This window comes from Streptomyces sp. NPDC019224 (genome assembly GCF_040632605.1).
GTDB lineage: Bacteria > Actinomycetota > Actinomycetes > Streptomycetales > Streptomycetaceae > Streptomyces.
The window spans coordinates 38,735-64,500 of record NZ_JBEYCF010000035.1 but is presented as its reverse complement, the minus strand read 5'-3'; the positions used below and the strand labels follow the sequence as shown (position 1 = coordinate 64,500).

The 25,766-nt window shown below is 72.7% G+C and carries 19 protein-coding genes; 15 read left to right on the top strand and 4 right to left on the bottom strand.

Going from position 1 to position 25,766, the window contains the following annotated elements; genetic code table 11:
* Positions 1 to 71: 71 nt before the first annotated feature.
* Positions 72 to 1,412 (bottom strand): 4-aminobutyrate--2-oxoglutarate transaminase, encoded by a 1,341-nt coding sequence (gene gabT / locus ABZ564_RS21885; protein WP_360858915.1) that lies wholly within the window; start codon positions 1,410 to 1,412, stop codon positions 72 to 74.
* A gap of 247 nt (positions 1,413 to 1,659) precedes the next feature.
* Here gabT and ABZ564_RS21880 point away from each other — a divergent pair, with 247 nt between their 5' ends.
* From ABZ564_RS21880 to ABZ564_RS21830, 11 genes are all read left to right on the top strand, one after another.
* Positions 1,660 to 4,095 carry an ATP/GTP-binding protein gene (locus ABZ564_RS21880; RefSeq protein ID WP_360858912.1) on the top strand — a complete coding sequence of 812 codons (2,436 nt, stop codon included), beginning with the start codon at positions 1,660 to 1,662 and terminating at the stop codon, positions 4,093 to 4,095.
* Between the two features lie 132 nt (positions 4,096 to 4,227).
* Positions 4,228 to 5,796 (top strand): PucR family transcriptional regulator, encoded by a 1,569-nt coding sequence (locus tag ABZ564_RS21875; protein WP_360858910.1) that lies wholly within the window; start codon positions 4,228 to 4,230, stop codon positions 5,794 to 5,796.
* A gap of 107 nt (positions 5,797 to 5,903) precedes the next feature.
* A complete protein-coding gene (locus tag ABZ564_RS21870; protein ID WP_360858907.1) occupies positions 5,904 to 7,349 on the top strand; it encodes an aldehyde dehydrogenase family protein in 1,446 nt (481 codons plus the stop codon).
* A 198-nt stretch (positions 7,350 to 7,547) separates the two neighbouring features.
* On the top strand, positions 7,548 to 9,494 hold the full coding sequence (locus ABZ564_RS21865; protein ID WP_360858904.1) for an acyl-CoA dehydrogenase family protein: 1,947 nt from the start codon (positions 7,548 to 7,550) through the stop codon (positions 9,492 to 9,494).
* A 140-nt stretch (positions 9,495 to 9,634) separates the two neighbouring features.
* Entirely contained in the window at positions 9,635 to 10,870 is a 1,236-nt protein-coding gene (aroA, locus tag ABZ564_RS21860; RefSeq protein WP_360858901.1) for a 3-phosphoshikimate 1-carboxyvinyltransferase, read from the top strand.
* An 85-nt stretch (positions 10,871 to 10,955) separates the two neighbouring features.
* Positions 10,956 to 12,209, top strand: coding sequence for a 1-deoxy-D-xylulose-5-phosphate reductoisomerase (dxr, locus tag ABZ564_RS21855; RefSeq protein WP_360858898.1), 1,254 nt, complete (start codon positions 10,956 to 10,958; stop codon positions 12,207 to 12,209).
* Positions 12,206 to 13,516, top strand: coding sequence for a site-2 protease family protein (locus ABZ564_RS21850; protein ID WP_360858895.1), 1,311 nt, complete (start codon positions 12,206 to 12,208; stop codon positions 13,514 to 13,516). Before dxr ends, ABZ564_RS21850 begins: the two co-directional genes overlap by 4 nt.
* A 185-nt stretch (positions 13,517 to 13,701) precedes the next feature.
* Positions 13,702 to 14,856, top strand: a complete 1,155-nt coding sequence (ispG, locus tag ABZ564_RS21845) for a flavodoxin-dependent (E)-4-hydroxy-3-methylbut-2-enyl-diphosphate synthase (RefSeq protein WP_360858892.1) — start codon at positions 13,702 to 13,704, stop codon at positions 14,854 to 14,856.
* 167 nt (positions 14,857 to 15,023) lie between these two features.
* Positions 15,024 to 15,869 (top strand): GNAT family N-acetyltransferase, encoded by an 846-nt coding sequence (locus ABZ564_RS21840; protein ID WP_360858889.1) that lies wholly within the window; start codon positions 15,024 to 15,026, stop codon positions 15,867 to 15,869.
* Between the two features lie 40 nt (positions 15,870 to 15,909).
* Positions 15,910 to 16,479, top strand: coding sequence for a GNAT family N-acetyltransferase (locus ABZ564_RS21835; RefSeq protein ID WP_360858886.1), 570 nt, complete (start codon positions 15,910 to 15,912; stop codon positions 16,477 to 16,479).
* A 69-nt stretch (positions 16,480 to 16,548) separates the two neighbouring features.
* Positions 16,549 to 18,252, top strand: coding sequence for a proline--tRNA ligase (locus ABZ564_RS21830; protein WP_360858883.1), 1,704 nt, complete (start codon positions 16,549 to 16,551; stop codon positions 18,250 to 18,252).
* Positions 18,253 to 18,317: 65 nt separating this feature from the next.
* On the opposite strand, the gene ABZ564_RS21825 is transcribed toward ABZ564_RS21830, so the two are convergent.
* Genes ABZ564_RS21825 through ABZ564_RS21815 form a run of 3 tightly spaced genes read right to left on the bottom strand, consistent with a single transcriptional unit; the run spans position 18,318 to position 20,291 of the window.
* Positions 18,318 to 19,241: an aminoglycoside phosphotransferase family protein gene (locus tag ABZ564_RS21825; protein WP_360858880.1), complete on the bottom strand. Its 924-nt coding sequence runs from the start codon at positions 19,239 to 19,241 to the stop codon at positions 18,318 to 18,320.
* A 43-nt stretch (positions 19,242 to 19,284) separates the two neighbouring features.
* Positions 19,285 to 19,755, bottom strand: coding sequence for a DUF4439 domain-containing protein (locus tag ABZ564_RS21820; RefSeq protein ID WP_360858877.1), 471 nt, complete (start codon positions 19,753 to 19,755; stop codon positions 19,285 to 19,287).
* Complete coding sequence (locus ABZ564_RS21815) at positions 19,752 to 20,291, bottom strand: hypothetical protein (RefSeq protein WP_360858948.1); 540 nt, start codon at positions 20,289 to 20,291, stop codon at positions 19,752 to 19,754. The genes ABZ564_RS21820 and ABZ564_RS21815 overlap by 4 nt, the downstream gene beginning before the upstream one ends.
* A gap of 175 nt (positions 20,292 to 20,466) precedes the next feature.
* On the opposite strand from ABZ564_RS21815, the gene rimP reads away from it, so the two are divergent.
* From rimP to infB, 4 genes are all read left to right on the top strand, one after another.
* Positions 20,467 to 20,964: a ribosome maturation factor RimP gene (gene rimP / locus ABZ564_RS21810; protein ID WP_360858874.1), complete on the top strand. Its 498-nt coding sequence runs from the start codon at positions 20,467 to 20,469 to the stop codon at positions 20,962 to 20,964.
* Positions 20,965 to 20,966: 2 nt separating this feature from the next.
* On the top strand, positions 20,967 to 22,007 hold the full coding sequence (gene nusA, locus ABZ564_RS21805) for a transcription termination factor NusA (RefSeq protein WP_147971225.1): 1,041 nt from the start codon (positions 20,967 to 20,969) through the stop codon (positions 22,005 to 22,007).
* Positions 22,008 to 22,129: 122 nt separating this feature from the next.
* The gene (locus ABZ564_RS21800) at positions 22,130 to 22,408 is read left to right on the top strand and encodes a YlxR family protein (RefSeq protein ID WP_360858871.1); all 279 of its coding nucleotides are present in this window, start codon (positions 22,130 to 22,132) and stop codon (positions 22,406 to 22,408) included.
* 147 nt (positions 22,409 to 22,555) lie between these two features.
* Positions 22,556 to 25,639, top strand: coding sequence for a translation initiation factor IF-2 (infB, locus tag ABZ564_RS21795; RefSeq protein WP_360858868.1), 3,084 nt, complete (start codon positions 22,556 to 22,558; stop codon positions 25,637 to 25,639).
* Positions 25,640 to 25,766 lie beyond the last annotated feature (127 nt).

The following is a 25,766-nucleotide window of genomic DNA, read 5'->3' as shown; positions in this document are numbered from 1 at the left end:
CCGATAGCGGGTACGGTATCCCGCCATCGGCCCCGCACCTTTTCTTCACAGGCGTACACGTGATCCCGGGGTCAGATCCCGGAGAAGGCGCTCTCCAGGACGTCGAGACCCTCGTTCAGCAGGTCCTCGCCGATCACCAGTGGCGGCAGGAAGCGCAGGACGTTGCCGTACGTGCCGCAGGTCAGGACGAGGACGCCCTCGGAGTGGCAGGCCTTCGCGAGCCGCGTGGCCGCCTCCGGGTGCGGGTCCTTCGTGCCCGGCTTCACCAGCTCGATCGCGATCATCGCGCCGCGGCCCCGGATGTCGCCGATCAGCTCGCCGTTCGGCAGCTTCGCCCGCATCCCTTCGAGCCGGCCCTTCATGATCTCCTCGATGCGCCGGGCCTTCTTGTTCAGGTCCAGCTCGCGCATCGTCTCGATGGCCCCGAGGGCTCCCGCGCAGGCGACCGGGTTGCCGCCGTACGTACCGCCGAGGCCCCCCGCGTGCGCAGCGTCCATGATCTCGGCGCGGCCCGTCACGGCGGACAGCGGCAGACCGCCCGCGATGCCCTTGGCCGTGGTGATCAGGTCCGGGACGACGCCCTCGTCCTCACAGGCGAACCACTGGCCCGTACGGCAGAAGCCCGACTGGATCTCGTCGGCGACGAAGACGATGCCGTTGTCCTTCGCGAACCGCGCGATCGCCGGCAGGAAGCCCTTGGCCGGCTCGATGAAACCGCCCTCGCCGAGCACCGGCTCGATGATGACCGCGGCGACGTTCTCCGCGCCGATCTGCTTGGTGATCTGGTCGATGGCCTGGGCGGACGCCTCCGCTCCGGCGTTCTCGGGGCCGGTCGGCCAGCGGTAGCCGTACGCCACCGGCACCCGGTACACCTCGGGCGCGAACGGGCCGAAGCCGTGCTTGTACGGCATGTTCTTGGCGGTCAGCGCCATCGTGAGGTTCGTCCGGCCGTGGTAGCCGTGGTCGAAGACGACGACCGCGGTGCGCTTCGTGTACGCGCGGGCGATCTTCACCGCGTTCTCGACCGCCTCGGCGCCCGAGTTGAACAGCGCGGATTTCTTCGCGTGGTCGCCCGGGGTCAGTTCGGCGAGCCGCTCGCAGACCTCCACGTAGCCCTCGTACGGCGTGACCATGAAGCAGGTGTGGGTGAAGTCCGCGAGCTGGGCGGAGGCCCGGCGCACGACGGCCTCGGCGGAGGCGCCGACCGAGGTCACGGCGATGCCGGAACCGAAGTCGATCAGACGGTTGCCGTCCACGTCCTCGATGATCCCGCCGCCCGCCCGCGCGGTGAACACCGGGAGGGTGGAGCCCACGCCCGCGGCGACCGCCGCGAGCCGGCGGTCTTGCAGCTCCACCGACTTCGGACCGGGAATGGCGGTGACGAGTCGGCGCTCCTGCGGGATTTCGGTCATGCGGGGCTCCTGGGGGTGTTTCGGACGCTTCTCGTTGTGCAGGCTAGGCGCGGGACCCGGGGACGGGCATGCTCCGATCGGGAGTGGTCGCGTACGTGTCGTTGTCCGCCGCGGACAGAAGGCGGCAGGGGAGTCCGTGCCGCCCGCCCGGCGGTCACTATCCGGGCGCGTTGCTGAACTCACCGTGTGCGCGCACTAGATTGGCCCGGGCAGTGACGGACCTGGCTGGTCAAGGGGGCAACGGTTCATGGACAACGACGGTACGCGCGGCGCGTGGAGCACGCGGGGTGCGCAGCCGCCCGACGGCCGGGCCAAAGGCTCCGTACCGCCCCCGGCGGGGCCGCCGCCCGCCGCCCCGCCCGCCTACCCGCCCACGGTCCCGCCGCCCTCCCGGCCCCCCGCCGTGCCGGCACCGCCCGCGCACGCCCCGGTCCCGGGCGCCGCGGCGCCCACCGCCGACTGGTTCAACGCGCCCCGGCCCGAGGCCGGCCCCGGCGTCTGGCGGTACGGCTTCGTGCCCCGGCCCGCCGAGCGCCCGCCGCGCCCCTCGCTGGTGGGCCCGGCCGCCACGCTGGTCCTGTGGCTCCTGCTGTGGCTGCTGCTCACCGAACGCAGCGTCCCCTACGTCAGCAAGCCGATCGAGATCATCACCGGCCCCGAGTGGTGGACCTTCGGCGGGCTCAGGGACGACGCGCCCGCCCTCGTCGTCAACTCCACGACCCTCTATTACCAGGTGCTCGTCCTCGGCCTCGGCTTCTGGGCCGCCCGGGTCGGCGGCTGGGCGGGCGTCTTCCGCCACTTCGCCGGCCCGAACCTCGCCCGCGCCAGGCTCCTGCTGACCCTGGGCGGCGCGCTGCTCACCCTGTGGCTCGTCTGGACCCGCCGGGTACCGCTCGCCGACCTCGTCTTCCCCGCGGTCCCCACCAGCTGGATGCAGGGCGGCGGCAACCAGTACGCGGCGCTGCTCGTCGCGCTCGTCCTCTACGCCCTGATCGGCACCGCGATCGTCTGGCCCTTCGCCCGGACCGGCCACTGGTCGACGGAGCTGGGCCCGTTCCTCCGCCGCGAGCCCACCCCGCGGGAGCCGTCCACGGCCCCCGCCCCGGCGGCCGGCCCCCTGCGCGCCCAGTGGCCCGACCTGCGCGCCGCCGGCTCCGCCGACGCCGCCGACGCGCTGACCGCCGCCGTCTACACGGGCCGGATGAACGACGTGGACTGCGTACGGCTGCGCCACGCCTGGAGCGGCGCCCGGGGCCGGCCCGAGCGGCTGGCGTCCTTCACCGAGACCGTGCTCCGCAAGGGCGCCGACGCCTTCCTGCACCCCTCCGGCTTCCGGGACGTGCCCCGGCGCACCGCCACCCACGACCCGCTCACCGGCCAGGTCCGGATCGGGGAGTGCGCCGACGACCCGCGCAACCCCTATCCGCGCCGGGGCTCCGGCCTGGCACTGGAACCCGCCTCGCTCGGCACCTCCCTGCTGGCCGTCGGCCCGCCCGGTTCCGGCAAGACGGACCGGATCGTCGGGCCCGTCGTCGAAGCCCTCGCCCTGCGGGCGCTCACCGGCCAGGCCGCGGTGCTCGCCGTCGGCGGCGCGGGCGGCGCGCTCGGCCCGGACGACGCCTACGACGTCGTCATCCGCATCGGCGACCCGGCGTCCCTGCACGACTTCGACCTGTACGGCGGCACCACCGACCCCGACGAGGCCGCGGGAGCCCTGGCCGAAGGACTGGCCGGGGACATCCCCACCCTGGACACCCGCCGTGCCGCGACCGCCCTCGGACAGCTGCTCGGACCGTTCCGCACCGTCCACGGCCGCTTCCCCTCCGTGCCCGAACTCCGCGAACTCCTCGAAGGCTCCGCCGCCGCCCTCGGCGCCCTGCGCGAGGCCCTGGAGGCCGGCGGACACCACGCGATGCTGCGCGAGCTGGAGGCCAGGACCCGCCAGGCGGGCGGTGCCGCCGACCCGGCCGCCGTCCTGGCCGACCGGATCGCCACGCTCGACCGGCCCGCCTTCGCGGGGTTCTTCGCCACCGGGGAGGACGCCCGTCCGTTCTCGCTGCGCGCCCTGGGCCGGCACCCGCTGCGGGTCCGCGTCGACCTGCCGGAGCGCGTCCACGCCGAGGCGTCCCGCATCCTGGCCCGCCTGGTGCTCGCCCAGTTCAACGCCGTCACCGCCGCCCGCACCGACCGCTCGCTGTTCGTCTGCCTCGTCCTCGACGACGCCACCCACACCGTCACCGCCGAGACCGTCCGGGGCATCCGCCGGCTGCGGTCCGTCAACGCCGGGGCGGTCCTCGCCCTGCGCACCCTGGACGACGTACCCGAGGGGCTGCACGCGGCGCTGCTCGGGGCGTTCGGCTGCACCATGGTCTTCCCCGGCCTCACCACCTGGGACGGCAAGCGCTTCGCGGAGGCCTGGGGCAAGGAGTGGGTGGAGATCCGCGAGGTCGCCCAGCACGGCGTCTTCGCCGACCAGCCGCTCACCCGCGCCCTGCACTCCCTGCGCAAGATGGCCACCGGCAAGGCCGTGACCACGGACGCGGTGACCGTGCGCCAGGTCGAACGGGAGCGGTGGTCCGCCTCCGCGCTCGCCTACGAACTTCCCCCGGGACACGCGGTGCTCTCCCTGACCACGGTGGGCGGCGAGCACATGCCGCCGCTGCTCGTGCGACTGGCCCGCTGACGACAGGGCGGGACGGCCGGGGCGGAAGGGAGGGGAGTGGCAGCGGTGACAGGAACTCTGCCACCCTGGCAGAATCGAAGCGAGCCGTTCATACGGGACGGCGAAATCCCCCCTTCCGAAGGCCCCATCCCCATGCCGCCCACGCTCGCCTCGCTCGTCCAGCACTCGGCGCTCAGACTCACGGTGCGCGCGGGGGCGGACAGCCTCGACACACCGGTGCGCTGGGCGCACGCCAGTGAGCTGACCGACCCCGTCCCCTATATGGAGGGCGGCGAACTGCTGCTGGTCACCGCGACCAACCTGGACGCGGAGAACCCGGAGGCGATGGGGCGGTACGTGCGCAGGCTGGCCGACGCCGGGGTCGCCGGGCTCGGCTTCGCCGTCGGAGTCAACTACGACGAGGTGCCCCGGCCCCTGATCGGCGCCGCCGAGGAAGCCGGTCTGCCGCTGCTCGAAGTGCCGCGCCGCACCCCCTTCCTCGCCATCACCAAGGCCGTCTCCTCGCAACTCGCCGCCGACCAGTACCGGGCCGTCACCGCCGGCTTCGAGGCGCAGCGCGAGCTCACCAGCGCGGCGCTCGCCGGGGACGGCCCCGCGGCCCTCCTCGCCCGGCTCGCCGCCCACGTCGACGGCTGGGCCGCCCTCTACGACGCCACCGGGGCCGTCGTGGCCGCCGCCCCCGACTGGGCGGCCCGTCGCGCCGCCCGGCTCACCCCCGAAGTGGAGCGGCTGCGCGCCCGCCCCGCCCCGGCCAGCATGGTCGTCGGCGACACCGACGACCGCGTCGAACTCCAGTCCCTGGGCACCGGCCGCCGGGTCCGCGGTGCCCTCGCCGTCGGCACCGGGGCGGCCCTCGGCACCGCCGAGCGCTACGCCGTGCACTCGGCGGTCGCCCTGCTCACCCTCACCACCGCCCGCTCCCGCGCCCTCCAGGGCGCCGAACAGCGCCTCGGCGCGGCGGTGCTGCGGATGCTGCTGGCCGGCCAGCCCGACCACGCCCGCGCCGTCGCGGGGGACCTCTACGGCGGGCTGCTCGACGCCCCCTTCCGGCTGCTGATCGCCGAGGCCCAGAACCCCCCGGCCACGGCGCTGCTCGCCGACGCGATGGACACCGCCGCCGACCGTTCCGGCGAGACCCTGCTGATGGTGCCCGAGGGCGAACGCCTCCTGGTGCTGGCCGCCGACGGCGGCGCGGCGGTGACCGCGTGCGAGGCGTACGCCGCGGCGCAGGACGAGCTGACCCCGCGCGAGCCGGCCGCCGCCCAGGAGACCGATGTCGTGGTGGGCATGTCCGCGCCGGCCGGCCCGGTCGCCGTGTCCGCCGCGTACAAACAGGCGGAACAGGCCCTCTCGGTGGCCCGCCGCCGGGGCAGGGCCCTGGTCGAGCACGCGGAACTGGCCACCGGCTCCGTGCTGCCGCTGCTCGCCGACGACGCGGTGCGGGCCTTCGCGGACGGCATGCTGCGTGCCCTGTACGAGCACGACGCCAAGGGCCGGGGCGACCTGGTCGCCTCGGTGCGCGCCTGGCTCTCGCACCACGGCCAGTGGGACGCGGCCGCCGCCGACCTCGGGGTCCACCGGCACACCCTGCGCTACCGGATGCGGCGGGTGGAGGAGATCCTCGGCCGCTCGCTGGACGACCCGGACGTCCGGATGGAGCTGTGGCTCGCTCTGAAGGTCACCGCGCCCCCTGGCCGATAAGGCGCGCCCCGGCCCCGTACTGCTCCACGCAGGACAAAGGCCGGGCGGCCCTCCCGGCCCTACCGTGGGGGCGGAAACATCCCACGCCATCGAAGGGCCGGAACTCCATGACCTCCACCCACGCCTTCTGGCTGGCCGGCCGCCAGGCCACCGGCGAGGAAAGCTTCGACGTCACCAACTCCTGGGACGGGCGCCTCGTCGGAACCGTCGGCGTTCCGACCGAGGCCCAGGTCGAGGAGGCCGTCGCCGCCGCGCACGCCGTGCGCGAGGAGTTCGCCGCGACCCCCGCCCACGTCCGGGCCGCCGCGCTGGACCACGTGGCCCGCCGGCTGGCCGAGCGCACCGAGGAGATCGCCCAGCTGATCTCCGCCGAGAACGGCAAGCCCGTCAAGTGGGCGCGCGGCGAGGTCGGACGGGCCGTGTCCGTCTTCCGCTTCGCCTCCGAGGAGGCCCGCCGGTTCAACAGCGGCGAGGCCCAGCGCCTGGACACCGACGCCGGCGGCACCGGGCGGCTCGCCCTGACCCGGCGTTTCCCGCGCGGCCCCGTCCTCGGCATCGCGCCCTTCAACTTCCCGCTGAACCTGAGCGCCCACAAGGTCGCCCCGGCCATCGCCGTCGGCGTCCCGATCATCCTGAAGCCGGCCCCGGCGACCCCGATCTCCTCGCTGGTCCTGGGCGAGCTGCTGGCCGAGACGGACCTTCCGGCCGGCTCCTGGTCGGTCCTCACGGTCCCCAACGAGCGGATGCCCGCCCTCGTCCAGGACGAGCGGCTGCCCGTGATCTCCTTCACCGGGTCCGCCCCCGTCGGCTACGCGATCATGGACTCGGTGCCCCGTAAGCACTGCACGCTGGAACTCGGCGGCAACGGGGCCGCCGTCGTGCTCGGTGACTACGCCTCGGACGAGGACCTGGACTGGGCCGCGCACCGCATCGCGACCTTCTCCAACTACCAGGGCGGCCAGTCCTGCATCTCGGTGCAGCGCGTCATCGCCGACGCGGCCGTGCACGACCGGCTGCTGCCCCGGATCGTCGCCGCCGTGGAGGCCCAGGTCACCGGCGACCCCTCCGACCCCGCCACCGACGTCGGCCCGCTCGTCGACGAGGCCGCCGCCCGGCGCGTCGAGTCCTGGGTCGACGAGGCCGTCGCGGCGGGCGCCCAGCTGCTCGCGGGCGGCAAGCGCGACGGTTCGACGTACGCGCCGACCGTCCTCACCGGACTGCCCGACGGCGTCACCCTCGCCACCGAGGAGGTCTTCGGACCGGTCCTGTCGGTGCGGAAGGTCAACGGCGAGGCCGAGGCGTTCGCCGCCGTCAACGCCTCGCAGTACGGGCTCCAGGCAGGCGTGTTCACCCATGACATCCAGGCCGCCTTCCGCGCCCACCGCGCGCTGGAGGTCGGTGGCGTGATCATCGGCGACGTCCCCTCGTACCGCGCCGACCAGATGCCGTACGGCGGAGCCAAGCAGTCCGGCGTGGGCCGCGAGGGCGTCCGGTACGCCATGGACGACTACACCTACGAGCGCGTCCTCGTCCTCACCGGCCTCGCTCTCTGAAGCCGGCGCATGCCGCACGCGGCGGCGGGCAGTGGAGTGGTGGCCGACCCGATCGGCGCTCCGAGGCTGGTGGGGGCGGCGGGAATCGGGTACATACGGACGAGTAGAACCGGACAGGTACGCACGGGCGGACGGTCTCCGTCCGCCCGTGCGCCTGCCGGGTCCACCCACCCGACGACGCGGCGAGGTGAGCTCCTCATGTCCGCTCCATCCGCACAACAGCCCACGCCCAAGGTCACCGAACGCGAAGCGCGCCAGGTCGCCGAGGACGCGCGGGAACGGGACTGGCGCAAACCCAGTTTCGCCAAGGAACTCTTCCTGGGCCGGTTCCGCCTGGACCTGATCCACCCGCATCCGCAGCCCGCCGGCGAGGACGTCCGGCGCGGCGAGGAATTCCTCGCCCGGCTGCGCGAGTTCTGCGAGACCAGGGTCGACGGCGCGCTGATCGAACGCGAGGCCCGGATTCCCGACGAGGTCATCAACGGCCTCAAGGAACTCGGTGCGCTCGGCATGAAGATCGATGTCAAGTACGGCGGCCTCGGCCTGACCCAGGTCTACTACAACCGGGCCCTCGCGCTGGCCGGTTCCGCGAGCCCGGCGATCGGCGCCCTGCTCTCCGCCCATCAGTCCATCGGTGTGCCCCAGCCGCTGAAGACCTTCGGCAGCCAGGAGCAGAAGGACACCTTCCTGCCCCGGCTGGCCCGTACGGACATCTCCGCGTTCCTGCTGACCGAGCCGGACGTCGGCTCCGACCCGGCGAGGCTGGCCACCTCCGCCGTCCCGGACGGCGACGAGTACGTGCTGGACGGGGTCAAGCTGTGGACGACCAACGGGGTCGTCGCCGACCTGCTGGTCGTCATGGCCCGGGTCCCGAAGTCGGAGGGCCACCCGGGCGGCATCACCGCGTTCGTCGTCGAGGCGGACGCCCCCGGCATCACCGTGGAGCACCGCAACGCCTTCATGGGCCTGCGCGGCATCGAGAACGGCGTCACCCGCTTCCACCAGGTGCGCGTCCCCGCCGCCAACCGCATCGGTCCCGAGGGCGCCGGGCTCAGGATCGCGCTCACCACGCTCAACACCGGCCGGCTCTCGCTGCCCGCGATGTGCGTCGGTTCCGGCAAGTGGTGCCTCAAGATCGCCCGCGAGTGGTCGGCCGTCCGCGAGCAGTGGGGCAGGCCGGTCGCCCGGCACGAGGCCGTCGGGTCCAAGATCGCGTTCATCGCCGCGACCACCTTCGCCCTCGAAGCCGTGGTCGACCTCTCCTCGCAGATGGCCGACGAGGACCGCAACGACATCCGCATCGAAGCGGCGCTCGCCAAGCTGTACGGCTCCGAGATGGGCTGCAGAATCGCCGACGAACTGGTCCAGATCCGTGGCGGACGCGGCTTCGAGACCGCCGCATCGCTCAAAGCCCGCGGCGAACGGGCCGTACCCGCCGAGCAGATGCTCCGCGACATGCGGATCAACCGGATCTTCGAGGGCTCCACGGAGATCATGCACCTGCTGATCGCCCGCGAGGCCGTCGACGCCCACCTCAAGGTCGCCGGCGACATCATCGACCCCGACAAACCGCTCTCCGCCAAGGCGAAGGCGGGCGCCAACGCGGCCGGTTTCTACGCCAAGTGGCTGCCCAAGCTCGTCGCCGGCCCGGGCCAGCTCCCGCGCACCTACGCCGAGTTCCACCCGGCGGGCCACCCGGACCTGGCCACGCACCTGCGGTACGTCGAACGCGCCTCCCGCAAGCTCGCCCGCTCCACCTTCTACGCCATGTCCCGCTGGCAGGGCCGGATGGAGACCAAGCAGGGCTTCCTCGGCCGGATCGTCGACATCGGCGCGGAGCTCTTCGCGATGAGCGCCGCCTGCGTCCGCGCCGAGCACCTGCGCGCCACGGACGAGCACGGCCGCGAGGCGTACCAGCTCGCCGACGCCTTCTGCCGCCAGGCCCGCATCCGCGTCGAGGAGCTCTTCACCCGGCTCTGGTCCAACACCGACGACCTGGACCGGCGCGTCGTCGACGGCGTCCTGTCCGGTACGTACGGCTGGCTGGAGGAGGGTGTGGTCGACCCGAGCGGCGAGGGCCCCTGGATCGCCGACGCCACCCCCGGCCCCTCCACGAAGGACAACGTCCACCGGCCCATCCGCTGAGCCACCGCCGCCGCGCCGCGGTCTGCCGGGCCACGGGGCACCCGGCGGGGCTCCGGGCCACCGGGTGCCGCACCGCGGGGCGCGTCCAGTCGCTGGACGCGCCCCGCCGCATGCCACGGTCCACGGCAGGATGGACGCCCGTGACCGTCATCCATGTCCCCGGTTCCAAGTCCGTCACCGCGCGCGCCCTCTTCCTGGCCGCCGCCGCGCACGGCCGCAGCACACTCGTACGCCCGCTCAGCTCCGACGACACCGAGGGCTTCGCCGCAGGCCTGACCGCGCTCGGCTACGAGGTCGAGCAGGAGGCGGAGGCGTGGCACATCACCGGCCGCCCGGCCGGGCCCGCCGCCACCGAGGCCGACGTCTACTGCCGGGACGGGGCCACCACCGCCCGCTTCCTGCCGGCCCTCGCGGCGGCCGGCGCCCGCGGCAGCTACCGCTTCGACGCCTCCGCGCAGATGCGCCGCCGCCCCCTCGCCCCGCTCACCGGGGCCCTGCGCACCCTCGGCGTCGACCTGCGCCACGAGGAGGCCGAGGGCCACCACCCGCTGCGCATCGAGGCCGCCGGCATCAAGGGCGGCGAACTCACCCTGGACGCCGGGCAGTCCAGCCAGTACCTCACCGCCCTGCTGATGCTCGGCCCGCTCACGGAGACCGGGCTGCGGATCACCGTCACCGACCTCGTCTCGGCGCCCTACATCGAGATCACCCTCGCGATGATGCGCTCCTTCGGCGTCGAGGTCACCCGGGGCGGGCCGGGTGACGCCGTCTTCACCGTGCCGCCCGGCGGCTACCGCGCCACCGCCTACGCCGTCGAACCCGACGCCTCCACCGCGAGCTACTTCTTCGCCGCCGCGGCCCTCACCGGCCGCGAGGTCACCGTCCCCGGGCTCGGCGAGGGCGCCCTCCAGGGGGACCTGCGGTTCACCGACGTACTGCGCCGCATGGGCGCCGACGTGCACACGTCGGCCGGCTCCACCACGGTCCGCTCCACCGGCACCCTGAGCGGTCTCACCGTCAACATGCGCGACATCTCCGACACCATGCCCACGCTCGCCGCGATCGCCCCCTTCGCCTCGGGGCCCGTACGCATCGAGGACGTCGGCAACACCCGCGTGAAGGAGTGCGACCGGCTGGAGGCGTGCGCGGACAACCTGCGGCGCATGGGCATCACGGTCACCACGGGCCCCGACTGGATCGAGATCCGGCCCGGCACGCCCCGGCCCGTGGAGATCGAGAGCCACGGCGACCACCGCATCGTGATGTCCTTCGCCGTCACCGGCCTGCGCACCCCCGGCATCACGTTCGATGACCCCGGCTGCGTACGCAAGACGTTCCCCGGCTTCCACGAGGTGTTCGCCGCAGCCACCGCCTGAGGGGAGGAGGCGGGGACGGGACACGCACGGGGTGATCCGGGACACCCTGTCCCCGCACACAGAACGAGCGGCGACAATGGGGGCCATGACCGACAGCCCTGCCCCTCTCGCCGACCCGCACCTCGTCTTCGACGCCGTGGAAGGCCGCCGGGATCTCGTCCTCCTCGGTTCCACCGGGTCCATCGGTACCCAGGCCATCGACCTGGTGCTGCGCAACCCCGACCGCTTCCGCGTCACCGCGCTGTCCGCGGCCGGCGGCCGGGTCGGCCTCCTCGCCGAGCAGGCCCGCCTGCTGAAGGTGCGCGCGGTCGGGGTCGCCTCGCCCGAGGCCGTACCCGCCCTGCGCGAGGCCCTGCGGCGGGAGTACGGGACCGCCGAGCCGCTTCCCGAGATCATCGCGGGACCCGACGCGGCGACCGAGCTGGCCGCGAGCGACTGCCACACCGTGCTCAACGGGATCACCGGCTCCATCGGCCTCGCCCCTACCCTGGCCGCCCTGGAGGCGGGCCGCACCCTGGCGCTCGCGAACAAGGAGTCGCTGATCGTCGGCGGGCCCCTGGTCAAGGCGCTGGCCGCCCCGGGGCAGATCATCCCGGTCGACTCGGAGCACGCGGCGCTCTTCCAGGCGCTCGCGGCCGGTACCCGCGCCGATGTGCGCCGGCTCGTCGTCACCGCGTCCGGTGGTCCGTTCCGCGGCCGGACCAGGAGCGAGCTCGCGGACGTCACCCGGGAACAGGCCCTCGCGCACCCCACCTGGGCGATGGGCCCGGTCATCACGGTCAACTCGGCGACCCTGGTCAACAAGGGCCTCGAAGTCATCGAGGCGCACCTGCTCTACGACGTCCCCTTCGACCGCATCGAGGTCGTCGTCCACCCCCAGTCGTACGTGCACTCGATGGTCGAGTTCACCGACGGCTCCACCCTCGCCCAGGCCACCCCGCCCGACATGTCCGGCCCGATCGCCATCGGCCTCGGCTGGCCGCAGCGCGTCCCCGACGCGGCCCCCGTCTTCGACTGGACCAAGGCGTCCACCTGGGAGTTCTTCCCGCTGGACACCGAGGCGTTCCCGTCCGTCGGCCTCGCCCGGCACGTGGGCGCCCTCGGCGGCACCGCGCCCGCCGTCTTCAACGCCGCCAATGAAGAGTGCGTCGACGCATTCCTGTCCGGCGCGCTGCCCTTCAACGGCATCATGGACACGGTCACCGCGGTGGTGGGCGAACACGGAACGCCCGCGTCGGGAACTTCTCTCACCGTCGCGGACGTACTTGAAGCGGAGACCTGGGCACGGACCCGGGCCCGGGAACTCTCGGCCAAGGCCACTGCGGAGGCACGCGCATGAGCATGACGACGATCCTGCTGACGATCCTCGGCATCGCCGTCTTCGCCTTCGGTCTGCTCTTCTCCATCGCCTGGCACGAGCTGGGCCACCTGTCGACCGCCAAGCTCTTCGGCATCCGCGTCCCCCAGTACATGGTCGGCTTCGGCCCGACCGTCTGGTCCCGCAAGAAGGGCGACACCGAGTACGGCATCAAGGCCATCCCGGCCGGCGGATACATCCGCATGATCGGCATGTTCCCGCCCGGCGCGGACGGCCGTCTCGAAGCCCGCTCCACCTCGCCCTGGCGCGGCATGATCGAGGACGCCAGATCGGCCGCCTTCGAGGAGCTGGAACCGGGTGACGAGAGCCGCCTGTTCTACACGCGCAAGCCGTGGAAACGCGTCATCGTCATGTTCGCCGGCCCCTTCATGAACCTGGTCCTGGCCGTGGCGATCTTCCTCGGCGTCTCCATGTCCTTCGGCTTCCAGACCAACACCACCGAGGTCGCCGGCGTCCAGAAGTGCGTCATCCCGCAGAGCGCCGAGCGTCAGACCTGCAAGAAGTCCGATGCCGTCTCGCCCGCGCAGGCCGCCGGACTGAAGAAGGGCGACAGGATCGTCGCCTTCGACGGCGAGCGGATGGACTCCTGGGACACCCTCTCCGACCGCATCCGCGACACCATCGGCCCCGCCACCATCACGGTGGAACGCGACGGGCAGGAGAAGGACCTGCACGCGGTCCTCCTGAAGAACGCCGTCGCCAAGAAGGACTCCCACGGCGAGACCGTCCCCGGCGAGTACGTCACCGCCGGCTACCTCGGCTTCGCCGCCCAGCCGGAGATCATCCCGCTCTCCTTCGGCGACTCGGTCGTCCGCATGGGCGACATGCTGGAGGACGGCGTCGATTCGATCATCGCCCTGCCCTCCAAGATCCCCGCCCTCTGGGACGCGGTCTTCGGCGACGGCGAGCGCGCCGCCGACTCCCCGGTCGGTGTCGTCGGCGCGGCCCGCATCGGCGGCGAGGTGATGACGCTGGACGTCCCGGCGGAGAACCAGGTCGCGATGATGCTGTTCCTGCTGGCCGGCTTCAACCTCTCGCTGTTCCTCTTCAACATGCTGCCGCTGCTCCCGCTCGACGGCGGCCACATCGCGGGGGCCCTGTGGGAGGCGCTGCGCCGGCACACGGCACGGATCTTCAAGCGCCCCGACCCCGGCCCGTTCGACGTCGCCAAGCTGATGCCGCTCGCCTACGTGGTCGCCGGGGTCTTCATCTGCTTCACCCTGCTCGTCCTCGTCGCCGACCTGGTCAACCCCGTCAAGATCACCTGAGCGGGGCGCCGGACGCGCTCGGTGCACCGCGAGTGACAGGCGGTGCGCGGGGCGCGTCCGGCGGGCCCGACATTCCGTACGGGCCCGGACGCGGTGTGCTCCCGGCCGCCCCCGGTGACGTAACCTCGAAGGCCGGAGCCCGCCGATACCGGGACCTCGATCCACACCTTGGGGATGCTCAGCGCATGACTGCGATTTCTCTCGGAATGCCCGCCGTTCCGACCAAGCTCGCCGAACGGCGGGCCAGCCGAAAGATCCAGGTCGGATCGGTGGCGGTCGGAGGGGACGCGCCGGTCTCGGTGCAGTCGATGACGACGACGCGTACGTCGGACATCGGCGCGACGCTTCAGCAGATCGCCGAACTCACCGCCTCCGGCTGCCAGATCGTGCGCGTGGCCTGCCCGACGCAGGACGACGCGGACGCCCTGAAGACGATCGCCTCGAAGTCGCAGATCCCGGTGATCGCGGACATCCACTTCCAGCCGAAGTACGTCTTCGCGGCGATCGACGCCGGCTGTGCGGCGGTGCGCGTGAACCCGGGCAACATCAAGCAGTTCGACGACAAGGTCAAGGAGATCGCGCGCGCCGCGAAGGACGCGGGTACGCCGATCCGGATCGGCGTCAACGCCGGTTCGCTGGACGCCCGGCTGCTGAAGAAGTACGGCAAGGCCACCCCCGAGGCGCTCGTCGAGTCCGCGCTCTGGGAGGCGTCGCTCTTCGAGGAGCACGACTTCCGCGACATCAAGATCTCGGTCAAGCACAACGACCCGGTCGTGATGGTCAACGCCTACCGCCAGCTCGCCGCCCAGTGCGACTACCCGCTGCACCTCGGCGTCACCGAGGCGGGCCCCGCCTTCCAGGGCACCATCAAGTCGGCAGTCGCCTTCGGCGCCCTGCTCAGCGAGGGCATCGGCGACACCATCCGCGTCTCGCTGTCCGCGCCGCCCGCCGAAGAGGTCAAGGTCGGCATCCAGATCCTGGAGTCGCTGAACCTGCGGCAGCGCCGGCTCGAAATCGTCTCCTGCCCCTCCTGCGGCCGCGCCCAGGTCGACGTCTACAAGCTCGCCGACCAGGTCAGCGCCGGCCTGGAGGGCATGGAGGTCCCGCTGCGGGTCGCCGTCATGGGCTGCGTCGTCAACGGCCCCGGCGAGGCCCGCGAGGCCGACCTCGGTGTCGCCTCCGGCAACGGCAAGGGCCAGATCTTCGTCAAGGGCGAGGTCATCAAGACCGTGCCCGAGTCGAAGATCGTGGAGACCCTCATCGAGGAAGCCATGAAGATCGCCGAGCAGATGGAGAAGGACGGCGTCGCTTCCGGCGAGCCCGAGGTCTCCATCAGCTGAACCCCCTTGCGAACCCCGGCAGCGCCCCCCGAGGAACCCTCGGCGGGGCGCTGTCCGTGAGCGGGCTCACGGCATCCGCGCACAGCCGTTTCCGGCCCCGGGCGGCGTTCGACAGGCTCTTCGGTTACAGTGCGGAAATCAGCAGACCGCATGGTGAGGCCCCCCTCGTGTTGACGCACACCACTACCCGGGTCCTCGAACCCAGCGACCTCGGCGCCGCCCTCGCCGTCCTGGAGAGCGAGCCCGTGGCCAACGCCTTCGTGACGTCCCGCGTCCACATCGCCGGACTCGACCCCTGGCGCCTCGGCGGCGAGATGTGGGGCTGGTACGCCGACGGGCGGCTCCGCTCCCTGTGCTACTCGGGCGCCAACCTCGTCCCCATCTGCGCGGGCCCCGAAGCCGTACGCGCCTTCGCCGACCGCGCCCGCCGGGCCGGCCGCCGCTGCTCCTCGATCGTCGGACCCGCCGAGCCCACCGCCGAGCTGTGGCGGCTCCTCGAACCCGGCTGGGGCCCCGCCCGCGAAGTCCGGGCCAACCAGCCCCTCATGGTCACCGAGAGCCCGTCCGCCGATGTGGAACCCGACCCGCTCGTGCGCCGCGTCCGCAAGGACGAGATGGACATCCTGATGCCGGCCTGCGTGGACATGTTCACCGAGGAGGTCGGTGTCTCCCCGCTGACCGGCGACGGCGGACTCCTCTACCAGGCCCGGGTCGCCGAACTCATCGGCGCCGGCCGCTCCTTCGCCCGGATCGACGACGGCAAGGTCGTCTTCAAGGCGGAGATCGGCGCCACCACACCGCAGGCGTGCCAGATCCAGGGCGTGTGGGTCGCCCCCGAGTACCGCGGCCGCGGCCTCTCCGAGACCGGCATGGCCGCCGTGCTGCGGTACGCGCTGGCCGACGTCGCGCCGGTCGTCAGCCTGTACGTCAACGACTACAACACCCCCGCGCGCAAGGCATACCGCCGTATCGGCTTCCGGGAGACCGGTGCCTTCATGAGCGTGCTGTTCTGACCGGGCCACGCCACAGCGGCCCGGACAGTAGGGTCGGTCCATGGCAGCAGTTTTCGGGGGCGGCCCCCGCATCACCGGCGTCCGGATCGGGCCGATCGACCTCGCCGCACGCGTCGACGAGGCGCTCGCCGTACAGGCCGTCGCCTTCGGCCTGGGCGCCGAGGAGATCGAGGTGCGCCGCCACATCGTGCTCCGGCACCTCGACCACCCGCACGCCCGCGCGCTCGGCGCCCTGACGCCCGAGGACCGGCTCGTCGGCTTCGTCTACGGCATGCCCAACGACCGCGGCCACTGGTGGTCCACCGTCGTCGAGCCCTACCTCCGCGCCACCGGCAGCGCCCACTGGCTCGACGACTCCTTCGTGGTCACCGAACTGCACGTCCACCCGGACTTCCAGAACCGGGGCATCGGACGCAGCCTCATCACCACCCTCACGGACGCGGTCGGCCGGCCCCGCTCGATCCTCTCCGCCATCGACACGGACAGCCCGGCACGCGGCCTCTACCACTCGCTCGGCTACCAGGACCTGGCCCGCCAGGTGCTCTTCCCCAGTGCCCCCAAGCCGTACGCGGTCATGGGAGCACCCCTCCCGCTGCGCCGCCCACGCTGAATGGATTTCCGCCCGCACGGGCCGCCCCGCTAACCTCGGGCCCACCACCCTTCCGAGCAGGAGTTCACCATGGCCCAGGTCCAGCGCATGTCCCGATTGATGATCAAGACACTGCGCGACGACCCGGCGGACGCCGAGACGCTCAACCACAAGCTCCTCGTCCGAGCCGGCTACGTACGACGCACCGCCGCCGGAATCTGGTCCTGGCTGCCGCTCGGCAAGAAGGTCCTGGAGAACATCACCCGCGTCGTCCGCGAGGAGATGGACGCCATCGGCGGCCAGGAGGTCCTGCTCCCCGCGCTCCTGCCCAAGGAGCCCTACGAGGCGAGCGGCCGGTACGACGAGTACGGCGACCTGCTGTTCCGGCTCCAGGACCGCAAGGGCTCCGACTACCTCCTCGGCCCCACCCACGAGGAGATCTTCACCCAGGTCGTCAAGGACATGTGCTCGTCCTACAAGGACCTGCCGGTCATCCTGTACCAGATCCAGACCAAGTACCGCGACGAGGCCCGCCCCCGCGCCGGTGTGCTGCGCGGCCGCGAGTTCCAGATGAAGGACTCGTACTCCTTCGACACCACCGACGAGGGCCTGGCCGAGGCGTACCAGCTGCACCGCGCCGCGTACATCCGCATCTTCGAGCGGCTCGGTCTCGACCACCGCATCGTCTCCGCGGTCTCCGGCGCCATGGGCGGCTCCGCCTCCGAGGAGTTCCTGGCCCCGGCGCCCGCCGGCGAGGACACCTTCGTCGACTGCCCGAACTGCGACTACGCGGCCAACACCGAGGCCGTGACCTTCAACGCCACCCCCGGCGACGCCTCGGGCGTCGGGCCCGTCGAGGAGCTGGACACCCCCGACACCCCGACCATCGAGACCCTGGCCGCCCACCTCGGCGTACCGGCCTCCGCCACCCTGAAGAACCTGCTGGTCAAGGTCGACGGCGAGATCGTCGCCGTGGGCGTGCCCGGTGACCGCGAGGTCGACCTGGGCAAGCTCGGCGAGCACCTGGCGCCGGCCGTCGTCGAGCTGGTCACCGCCGAGGACTTCGTGGGCCGCCCCGACCTCGTGCGCGGCTACGTCGGCCCGCAGGGCCTGGAGAAGGTCCGCTACATCGCCGACCCCCGTGTCGCCGCCGGCACCGCCTGGATCACCGGCGCCAACAAGGAGGGCAAGCACGCCAAGAACGTCGTCGCGGGCCGCGACTTCGAGGTCGACGACTACCTGGACGTCGTCGTCGTCGAGGCGGGCGACCCCTGCCCCAAGTGCGGCACCGGCCTCCAGGTCGACCGCGCCATCGAGATCGGCCACATCTTCCAGCTCGGCCGCAAGTACGCCGACATCTTCGCGCTCGACGTGCTCGGCCAGCAGGGCAAGCCCGTCCGCGTCACGATGGGCTCGTACGGCATCGGCGTCTCCCGCGCGGTGGCCGCCCTCGCCGAGCAGACCGCCGACGACAAGGGCCTGTGCTGGCCCCGCGAGGTGGCCCCGGCCGATGTGCACGTGGTCGCCGCCGGCAAGGCCCTCCAGACCGAACTGGCCCTCGACGTCTCCGACAAGCTGGCCGCCGCCGGCCTGCGCGTGCTGGTCGACGACCGCGCCGGCGTCTCGCCCGGCGTCAAGTTCACCGACTCCGAGCTGATCGGTGTCCCGAAGATCCTGGTCGCCGGCCGCCGTTCGGCCGAGGGCGTCCTGGAGCTGAAGGACCGCCGCACCGGCGAGCGCGAGGAGCTGACCGTCGACGAGGCGATCGCCCGCCTCGCCGAGCAGCAGGACTGACCGGCCGCTGTACGCGCGAGGACCCCGCACGGAACGTTCCGTGCGGGGTCCTCGCGCACAAGGTCCTACAGCCAGTCCGCGAACTCCAGGGTCACTTCGCCCTCCTGGCGGCGCCCGGCCGCCAGCGCCCGGGTGCCCGACTCCACCGCACGGAACAGCGTCCAGCCGTGCAGCCGCTGCTGGTCCATGTCCAGCGAGTCGGCGAGCTTCTTGATCCTGCGCCGGGCCGTCGCCGCGCCGGCGGGCGAGGCGATCAGGTCCTCCACCCGGTCCCGGACCAGCCGCGCCAGGTCGTAGGCCCGCTCACCGACCAACGGCTCCGGGCCGACCGTCAGCCAGGGCGCCCGCTCACCCGCGAGCACCTTGCTCTGCCGGAAGTTGCCGTGCAGCAGCAGCGTCTCGGGGGAGTCGGCGACCAGTTCCTCGCGGGCCGCCAGCGCCGCCGTGACCAGGGGCTTCAACGCCGGGTCCGACGCGGCGGCGGCGCGCATGGCCTCGGTGCGCCGCCCGGTCCGCTCGGCGACCGTCTCGAAGCCGTGCCCGGCCGGCGGGTCGACCCACAGCCGCCGCACCGTCCCGGCCGCCTCCAGCAGCGCCTTCGCCTCCGGCAGCGAGCGCAGCGACATCTCCGGGTGCAGCCGCTCCAGCAGCAGCGCCTCCTCGACGGGGCGCCCGCCGTCCGCGGGATCGAGGAGCCGTACCGCCCCCCAGCCGTTCCAGTGCGCCAGCGCCGCCCGCTCAAGCCCCGGCGCGGCCGCGGACGGGGCGAGCTTCAGGGCGGCCGGGGTTCCGTCGGCCCCCCGGACCAGCAGGACCAGACTGCTGCGCCCGCCGGGGGCCGCGACCCGCTCCACGACCAAGGAGCGCCCGGTCGCGGCCAGCGCCTGTTCGGTCAGTGCCGGAAGCCCCGCGAGCCAGTCCCCGGCGGCCGTATCCCCGTACGACTCGCCGAGCGCTCGCACCAGACGCTGCGGCGGTTCAAAACCCATACGTGCTGTGTTCCCTTTCAGAGCCTTCTACAGTGCGCCTTGTTCAGTGCGCGGCGCCGGCCCCGGCCTGCGTGTCCGCCCCGGCCTTCGCCCCGGCCCGCTCGGCGAGCCCGGGAAAGGGTACGCCGCTGCCCCGCCAGCGCGCCGCGCGCACCGCTGCCTCCCGCAGCGCGTCCGCAGCGCTGCGCCGCAGCGAACCGTCGGCGGCCCGGACCAGGTCGGAGTAGACGTACGCGACGCGGTCCTCCAGCACGGCGGCCAAACGCACCGCGGCCGCCGCGTCCGGCACCGCGAACGGCAGAGCGTACGCGGCGTCCGAGGCCACCGGCTCACCGCCCAGGTCCCGGACCGTGCGTACCAGGGCGTCCCGGCGGGCGCGGTGGGCGTGGTGCGCGGCGCTCGCCTCGGCCCGGCGCGCCGCCGCGACCCGGCCGCCCGCGACCCCGTAGCCGTAGACCGCCGCGTGCTCGGCGGCCAGCGCCGCCTGGGCCGCTTCCAGGGTGCCGTCGCTCATGCGGGGGTCTCCTTCGCCAGTTCCGTCAGCAGGTAGGCGTGCACCGCGCAGGCGGCGGCCACCGAGGCCAGCAGCCGGGCCAGCTCCCCGGGCGCCTCCCCGAGCAGCGCGGTGTACGCGTCCGCCGCGCCGCGCTCGGCGGCGGCCAGCTCCCTGACCGCGGCGGCCGGTCCGGTGGCGCGCGAGCGGGCCACGCCGAGCGCCGGGGCCTTGCCCGGTGAGACGGCCTTCAGATGGGCGCGGACCGCGTCGCGCAGGGGGGTGAGCGCGGCCGCCGTCGACGGATGGGCCCTGAGCACGTGCTCGTAACCGGCGAGCAGGGTCGCCGTGGTGCGTGAGGCGCTGGTGCGCAGGACCTTCTCCGTACGTACCGAGGACGCACCGTCGGCGGCGGTCCGCGCGCCGCCGTGCGTGGAACCCTTACGGGCCCCGCCCGTGTCGTCGGCGTCGCTTCCGCAGCCCGACAGCACCGCCCCGGCGACGAGCGCGCCCGTCGCCGCGAGCGCGCCCCTGCGCGTCGTCCCCGTACGCCGCACTTGTTCTCCTTCGGGCTGGATCTGTCTTGACTGGATCTGTCCGGAAGTGATCACCGCCTGTGAGCGTACCCGCGCTCGGGGGGCCGGCGGACAGCAACACCCCTTGCGACCGGATACCCTTTGACCAGACACGCGAGATACCCACAACAGCACACGCGGCCGAGGAGTCACCCGGATGAGCACCACCCAGAGCGAGAGGCTGCGCGGGCTGGTCGAACCGCTCGTCAGCGCCGAGCAGCTGGAGCTGGAAGAGATCGAAGTCTCCCGGGCGGGCCGCCGCAGGGTGCTGAGGATCGTCGTGGACTCCGACGAGGGCGTCGAGCTGGACGCCTGCGCGGAACTGAGCCGCGCGATCTCCGCGAAGCTGGACGAGACCGATGTGATGGGCGAGGACGAGTACGTCCTGGAGGTCAGTTCCCCCGGGGCCGACCGCCCGCTGACGCAGCACCGCCATTACGTACGCGCCACCGGCCGGCTGGTCGGCCTGACCCTGCGCGAGGGCGGCGAGCTGGTGGCCCGCATCCTCGCGGTGGACGAGGACGGTCTCGACCTGGAGGTGCCGGGCGTCAAGGGCCGCAAGCCCACCGCCCGCCGGATCGCCTTCGACGAGATCGCCAAGGCCCGCGTGGAGCTGGAATTCAACCGCAAGGACAAGAAGGAAGAGGAGGCGTAGCCGTGGACATCGACGTGAAGCTCCTGAAGGGCTTGGCGCAGGACAAGGAGATCCCGTTCGACGTCCTCGTCGAGGCGATCGAGTCGGCCCTCCTCATCGCGTACCACCGCACGGACGGCAGCCACCGCAGGGCTCGGGTGGAGCTGGACGAGCGCGGCCATGTGACGGTGTGGGCCAAGGAGGACCCGGCCGACCTGGAGGAGGGGCAGGAGCCCAAGGAGTTCGACGACACCCCGTCGGGCTTCGGCCGGATCGCCGCCACCACCGCCAAGCAGGTCATCCTCCAGCGGCTGCGCGACGCCGAGGACGACCGCACGTTCGGCGAGTACGCGGGCCACGAGGGCGATGTCGTCACCGGCGTCGTCCAGCAGGGCAAGGACCCGAAGAACGTCCTGGTCGACATCGGCAAGCTGGAGGCCATCCTGCCGGTGCAGGAGCAGGTGCCGGGCGAGGAGTACACCCACGGCCTGCGGCTGCGCACCTATGTCGTGCGCGTGGCCAAGGGCGTGCGCGGTCCCTCCGTGACGCTGTCGCGCACCCACCCCAACCTGGTGAAGAAGCTCTTCGCGCTGGAGGTCCCGGAGATCGCCGACGGCTCCGTGGAGATCTGCGCGATCGCCCGCGAGGCCGGCCACCGCACCAAGATCGCGGTCCGCTCGACCCGGTCCGGGCTCAACGCCAAGGGCGCCTGCATCGGCCCGATGGGCGGACGCGTGCGCAATGTGATGGCCGAGCTGCACGGCGAGAAGATCGACATCGTGGACTGGTCGGACGACCCGGCCGAGATGGTCGCCAACGCCTTGTCACCCGCACGGGTGAGCGAGGTGGAGGTCGTGGACCTCGGCGCCCGTTCCGCCCGGGTGACCGTGCCGGACTACCAGCTCTCCCTGGCGATCGGCAAGGAGGGGCAGAACGCCCGTCTCGCCGCCCGCCTGACCGGCTGGCGCATCGACATCCGTCCCGACACCGAGACCGACGCCGAGCGCGATGTCGCCGACCGTGAGCGGGCCGAGCGGGCCCGGGAACGCTCGGAGCGACGCTGAGCGAGGGCCGTGAGTGGCGCCGGAGGGAATAGATTCCGTCGCCAGGTCGCTGAGATCACGACAACGTACGTTCGATTTTTGCCCCAAAGGGGTGAGGTCGGTGCGGGGAGGTAGACTTAACCGTGTCTGGCCGGACGCACGCCCGCGCTTGCCCTGAGCGAACCTGTGTGGGATGCCGGGAGCGGGCGGCCAAGAACGAGTTGCTGCGCATCGTCGCGGACGGGGACGCCTGCGTCCCCGATCCTCGCGGTACGCTGCCCGGCCGGGGTGCGTACGTGCATCCCGTCCCCGACTGTCTGGGCCTGGCGGTTCGCCGCCGGGCGTTCCCCCGGGCCTTCAAGGCCAAGGGGCCGTTCGACCCCACCGCGGTACAGCGGTTCGTCGAGCGGGTGACACCGTAAGAAATGAACGGCACGGGTCCCCGTGCGGTCAGGTACCTCGCGAGTTGGAAGTAGGTCGAGATTGCGATGAGCACTCGATGAGTACGCGATGAGTACGCCCATGAAGTAGCGACGGTCCGGCGGTAACCCGGACCTAAAAGGAGCGAAGTGGCTAAGGTCCGGGTATACGAACTCGCCAAGGAGTTCGGAGTTGAGAGCAAGGTCGTCATGGCCAAGCTCCAAGAACTCGGTGAGTTCGTACGTTCGGCGTCCTCGACGATCGAGGCGCCGGTTGTACGCAAGTTGACTGACGCACTGCAGGGGCCCGGCGGCAACGCCGGCAAGTCCGCTGCAAAGCCTGGCGCGCCCCGTAAGGCCGCCCCCGCCAAGCCCGCGGCGCCGTCTCCGGCCGCCGCGGCACGTCCGGCTGCCCCGAAGCCCGGCGCCCCGGCCCCCAAGCCGGCCGCCGCCGAGGCCCCGAGCAGCACCCCCTCCGCCCCGTCGGCGCCGGCTCCCGGCCCGCGTCCGGGCCCGAAGCCCGCGCCGAAGGCCCCGGTCACGCCGGTGCCCGCCGCGGAGTTCTCAGCTCCGGCCCCGGCCCAGCCGGCCGCGCCGCAGGCGCCGCGCCCCACCGGCGCGACCCCCGGCCCCCGTCCCGCGCGTCCGGCCCCGGCCGGTCAGCAGGGCGGCGGCCAGCGTGACGGCGGCCAGCGCGACGGTGGCCGCGGCGGCGAGCGCCCCGCGCGTCCCGCCGGCCAGGGCGCCCCGCGCCCCGGCGCACGTCCGGCCGGTCCCCGTCCGGGCAACAACCCCTTCACCTCCGGTGGCTCGACGGGCATGTCCCGTCCGCAGGCACCCCGTCCCGGCGGCGCCCCGCGTCCCGGTGGCGGCCAGGAGCGCCCCGGCGCCCCGCGTCCGCAGGGCGGCCCCGGTGGCGCCCCGCGCCCGCAGGGCCAGGCCGGCGGTGCCCGTCCGACCCCGGGCGGCATGCCCCGTCCGCAGGCGCCCCGTCCGGGCGGCGCCCCCGGTGGTAACCGTCCCAACCCGGGCATGATGCCGCAGCGTCCCGCTGCCGGCCCGCGTCCCGGTGGTGGCCCCGGCGGTGGCCGCGGTCCCGGTGGCGGCGGTCGTCCGGGCGGCGCGGGCCGTCCCGCTGGCGGCGGCTTCGCGGGCCGTCCGGCCGGTCCCGGCGGCGGTGGCGGCGGCTTCGCCGGCCGTCCCGGTGGCGGCGGTGGCGGTGCGGGTCGTCCCGGTGGCGGCGGCGGTGGCTTCGGCGGCCGTCCCGGCTTCGGTGGCCGTCCCGGCGGGCCCGGTGCCCGTGGTGGCACGCAGGGCGCCTTCGGTCGTCCCGGCGGTCCCGCGCGTCGTGGCCGCAAGTCGAAGCGGCAGAGGCGCCAGGAGTACGAGGCCATGCAGGCCCCGTCGGTCGGCGGCGTGATGCTGCCCCGCGGCAACGGACAGGCCGTCCGCCTGTCGCGCGGTGCCTCGCTCACCGACTTCGCCGAGAAGATCAACGCCAACCCGGCGTCGCTCGTCGGCGTGATGATGAACCTCGGCGAGATGGTCACGGCCACGCAGTCCGTGTCTGACGAGACCCTCAAGCTCCTCGCGGACGAGATGAACTTCGTCCTGGAGATCGTCAGCCCGGAGGAGGAGGACCGCGAGCTGCTCGAGTCCTTCGACATCGAGTTCGGCGAGGACGAGGGCGGCGACGAGGCCCTGGTGCCGCGTCCGCCGGTCGTGACCGTCATGGGTCACGTCGACCACGGTAAGACCCGACTCCTGGACGCGATCCGCAAGACGAACGTCATCGCGGGCGAGGCCGGCGGCATCACCCAGCACATCGGTGCCTACCAGGTCTCCGCCGACGTCAACGGCGAGGACCGTCGGATCACCTTCATCGACACCCCGGGTCACGAGGCGTTCACCGCCATGCGTGCCCGCGGTGCGAAGTCCACCGACATCGCGATCCTCGTGGTGGCGGCGAACGACGGTGTGATGCCCCAGACGATCGAGGCGCTGAACCACGCCAAGGCGGCCGACGTGCCGATCGTGGTCGCGGTCAACAAGATCGACGTCGAGGGCGCCGACCCGACCAAGGTGCGCGGCCAGCTCACCGAGTTCGGGCTGGTGGCCGAGGAGTACGGCGGCGACACGATGTTCGTCGACATCTCCGCCAAGCAGGGTCTGCACATCGACCAGCTGCTGGAGGCCGTCGTCCTCACCGCCGACGCCTCGCTCGACCTGCGGGCCAACCCGGAGCAGGACGCGCAGGGCATCGCGATCGAGTCCCACCTCGACCGCGGCCGCGGCGCCGTCGCGACCGTCCTGGTCCAGCGAGGCACGCTGCGGGTCGGCGACACGATGGTGGTCGGCGACGCCTACGGCCGTGTCCGCGCGATGCTCGACGACAAGGGCGAGAACGTCGAGGAGGCGGGTCCGTCGACCCCCGTCCTCGTGCTGGGTCTCACCAACGTCCCGGGCGCCGGCGACAACTTCCTGGTCGTCGACGAGGACCGTACGGCCCGCCAGATCGCCGAGAAGCGCGCCGCCCGCGAGCGCAACGCCAACTTCGCCCGCAAGGGTGTCCGGTTCTCCCTGGAGAACCTGGACGAGGCGCTCAAGGCCGGTCTGGTCCAGGAGCTCAACCTCATCATCAAGGGCGACGCGTCCGGTTCGGTGGAGGCCCTCGAGTCCTCGCTGCTCCAGCTCGACGTCGGTGAAGAGGTCGACATCCGGGTCCTGCACCGCGGTGTGGGTGCGGTCACCGAGTCGGACATCGACCTGGCGACCGGCTCCGACGCCATCGTGATCGGCTTCAACGTGCGCGCCGCCGGGCGTGCGCAGCAGATGGCCGACCGCGAGGGTGTGGACGTCCGCTACTACTCGGTCATCTACCAGGCGATCGAGGAGATCGAGGCGGCCCTCAAGGGCATGCTCAAGCCGGAGTACGAAGAGGTCGAGCTGGGTACGGCGGAGATCCGCGAGATCTTCCGCTCGTCCAAGCTGGGCAACATCGCCGGTGTGCTCGTCCGGTCCGGCGAGGTCAAGCGCAACACCAAGGCGCGCCTGCTGCGCGACGGCAAGGTCGTCGCGGAGAACCTCACCATCTCCGGTCTGCGCCGCTTCAAGGACGACGTCACCGAGATCCGCGAAGGCTTCGAGGGCGGTATCAACCTCGGCAACTTCAACGACATCAAGATCGACGACGTCATCGCGACGTACGAGATGCGCGAGAAGCCGCGAGGCTGACCCGTACCTCAACAGTCGGGGCCGGTCGACGGGACCTATTTCCGTCGATCGGCCCCGGCCGTTCCGTGTACGGTTCTTGTGTCCCCGCCGATCATCGGCGGGGCGCGAACCCGAACCGGCGGGACAT

Coding starts and splice junctions, on each gene's coding strand:
- dxr (WP_360858898.1), top strand. CDS start 10,956: ATGACCGACAGCCCTGCCCCTCTCGCCGACCCGCACCTCGTCTTCGAC.
- ABZ564_RS21820 (WP_360858877.1), bottom strand. CDS start 19,755: ATGAGCGACGGCACCCTGGAAGCGGCCCAGGCGGCGCTGGCCGCCGAG.
- gabT (WP_360858915.1), bottom strand. CDS start 1,412: ATGACCGAAATCCCGCAGGAGCGCCGACTCGTCACCGCCATTCCCGGT.
- ABZ564_RS21830 (WP_360858883.1), top strand. CDS start 16,549: ATGGCCCAGGTCCAGCGCATGTCCCGATTGATGATCAAGACACTGCGC.
- ABZ564_RS21880 (WP_360858912.1), top strand. CDS start 1,660: ATGGACAACGACGGTACGCGCGGCGCGTGGAGCACGCGGGGTGCGCAG.
- ABZ564_RS21850 (WP_360858895.1), top strand. CDS start 12,206: ATGAGCATGACGACGATCCTGCTGACGATCCTCGGCATCGCCGTCTTC.
- ABZ564_RS21825 (WP_360858880.1), bottom strand. CDS start 19,241: ATGGGTTTTGAACCGCCGCAGCGTCTGGTGCGAGCGCTCGGCGAGTCG.
- ABZ564_RS21875 (WP_360858910.1), top strand. CDS start 4,228: ATGCCGCCCACGCTCGCCTCGCTCGTCCAGCACTCGGCGCTCAGACTC.
- rimP (WP_360858874.1), top strand. CDS start 20,467: ATGAGCACCACCCAGAGCGAGAGGCTGCGCGGGCTGGTCGAACCGCTC.
- ABZ564_RS21835 (WP_360858886.1), top strand. CDS start 15,910: ATGGCAGCAGTTTTCGGGGGCGGCCCCCGCATCACCGGCGTCCGGATC.
- ispG (WP_360858892.1), top strand. CDS start 13,702: ATGACTGCGATTTCTCTCGGAATGCCCGCCGTTCCGACCAAGCTCGCC.
- ABZ564_RS21865 (WP_360858904.1), top strand. CDS start 7,548: ATGTCCGCTCCATCCGCACAACAGCCCACGCCCAAGGTCACCGAACGC.
- ABZ564_RS21870 (WP_360858907.1), top strand. CDS start 5,904: ATGACCTCCACCCACGCCTTCTGGCTGGCCGGCCGCCAGGCCACCGGC.